Raw genomic sequence first — 2,032 nt, forward strand, 5'->3', positions numbered from 1 at the left:
TTTGGCACAAAAACTGATTTTAAAAATGTCTACATCGAAGGAATTCGTAAAATCGCAGGAATTGATATTGAAAACGCCAAAGAATTTGGTTTTCGTATCAAATTACTGGGCATGACAAAATATGAAAATGGTACATTAAGCCAACGTGTACATCCTGTGATGATTGATCGAAGCCTTCCGATCGCAAGCGTGATGGACGGATTTAACGCATTAGTTGTTGATGGCGATTATATTGATCGAACGTTTTATCAGGGCCGTGGTGCAGGTGAGGGGCCAACCGCATCTGCTGTGGTTGCTGACTTAATTGATATCGCACGCGGTCATACGGGGCCAGCTTTCTTTAAGCCTGCATCAACATTGGTGGATGCTGAGCCTGTATCAATTAATCAGCGTAAAGGAGAATATTATATTCGTATTCTCGCTAACGATGAAACCGGTGTTATGGCTGATATTACATCCGCTTTAAAAGAATCAGGCGTCTCAATTGATCAAATGAAACAAAAGCCGGCGGAAGTGCAAGGAAAAGTCTATGTTGCCATCGCCACACACGAAACAACGGAAACCGCATTAAGAGATGCCATTAATCGAATTAATGAACTTTCTGTTGTATTAGAACCAACTATGTCTATAAGAATTGAAAAATTATAAATTTCAGTTATATTCGCCACATAGAAATATTAGTAAATATTTTTTAAAAATAGGAAATAATTATGGCAGTTAATTCAACATTGGACCGTATCTTCGTACTCGAATTAGTACGTGTCACAGAAGCAGCCGCAATTGCAGCAGCAAAACTTGTGGGTATGGGTGACGAAAAAGCAGCTGACGCTGCCGCCGTTGAATCTATGCGTAATGAGTTTAATCAACTCGATATTAAAGGCCGTATTGTGATCGGTGAAGGTGAGCGCGATGAAGCGCCTATGCTTTATATCGGTGAAGAAGTCGGCACCGGTAATGGTCCTGAAATTGATATTGCACTTGACCCATTAGAGGGAACAACAATCGCTGCGAAAGCAATGCAAAATTCACTTGCTGTTGTTGCACTAGCTGAAAAAGGTAACCTTTTAAACGCTCCTGATGTTTATATGGATAAAATTGCTGTTGGCCCAGGTCTTCCTAAAGGTATTATTGATCTTGATAAATCAGTAGAAGAAAATATTAAAGCCGTTGCCGATGCAAAAGGCCGTCAAGTAAGCGACATATTGGTTTGTGTTTTAGACCGTCCTCGACATGGTGATATTATTGAAAAAGTTCGTGCTTGTGGCGCGCGCGTAAAATTAATTGGTGACGGTGATGTTGCCGGTGTTATTGACACAACAAATCCTGATACATCTGTTGATATTTATATGGGATCAGGTGGCGCACCTGAAGGTGTTCTTGCCGCGGCGGCACTTCGCTGTATCGGTGGACAAATTCAAGGCCGCTTGACATTCAGAAATGATACTGAACGTGGACGTGCGCGTAAATGGGGTATCGAAGACCTTGACCGTAAATATTCAACTGAAGAAATGGCCGCGGGTGATGTTATTTTTGCTGCAACAGGTGTTACTGACGGTACTTTACTTCGTGGTGTTCATACAACGATTGACGGTAAAGGATACACGACGGAAACAGTTGTGATGCGTTCAGCATCAAAAACGGTTCGCCGCATCCAAACCGAACACAACCGCGAAATTAAATTAACTTAATATATCTTTATGACGAATGATCAAAATTCCATAGCCGAGCATGACTTAATCTTGGCTGTGGAAAAATCAATTACAGGGCGGGCTTGGGTAGCGCGCCCTGCTGAAAATCGTTTCGTGCAAGCAATTGCTCAAAATCATGATCTGCCGGAAATTGTGGCGCGTGTTATTGTCGGGCGCGGTATAACTGTTGATGAAGCCACTACATTTTTAAACCCAACCTTAAAGGAAACGCTTCCTGACCCTTCCCATTTTAAAGATATGGATAAAGCCTGCAACCGAATTGCGGATGCCATTGTTTCGGGTGAGAAAGTAGCCGTTTTTGGTGATTATGATGTTGATGGGGC

General features: G+C 42.2%; 2 protein-coding genes and 1 pseudogene. All 3 read left to right on the forward strand.

The window, feature by feature from the left end; translation table 11 throughout:
* Nucleotides 1-648, forward strand: a 648-nt coding sequence (locus ACTF6W_RS00855) for a homoserine dehydrogenase (RefSeq protein ID WP_438992649.1), incomplete at its 5' end; no start/stop codon positions are given.
* Between the two features lie 62 nt (nucleotides 649-710).
* The gene (gene glpX / locus ACTF6W_RS00860) at nucleotides 711-1,688 is read left to right on the forward strand and encodes a class II fructose-bisphosphatase (protein ID WP_438992650.1); all 978 of its coding nucleotides are present in this window, start codon (nucleotides 711-713) and stop codon (nucleotides 1,686-1,688) included.
* Between the two features lie 9 nt (nucleotides 1,689-1,697).
* Nucleotides 1,698-2,032: pseudogene (locus ACTF6W_RS00865) on the forward strand (single-stranded-DNA-specific exonuclease RecJ); the annotation flags it as partial.

It is taken from the genome of Pseudemcibacter sp., from assembly GCF_965661635.1.
Lineage (GTDB): Bacteria > Pseudomonadota > Alphaproteobacteria > Sphingomonadales > Emcibacteraceae > Pseudemcibacter.

What these genes read in the sequence shown, in the direction of transcription:
- glpX (WP_438992650.1), top strand. Translation starts at nt 711, where the DNA reads ATGGCAGTTAATTCAACATTGGACCGTATCTTCGTACTCGAATTAGTA.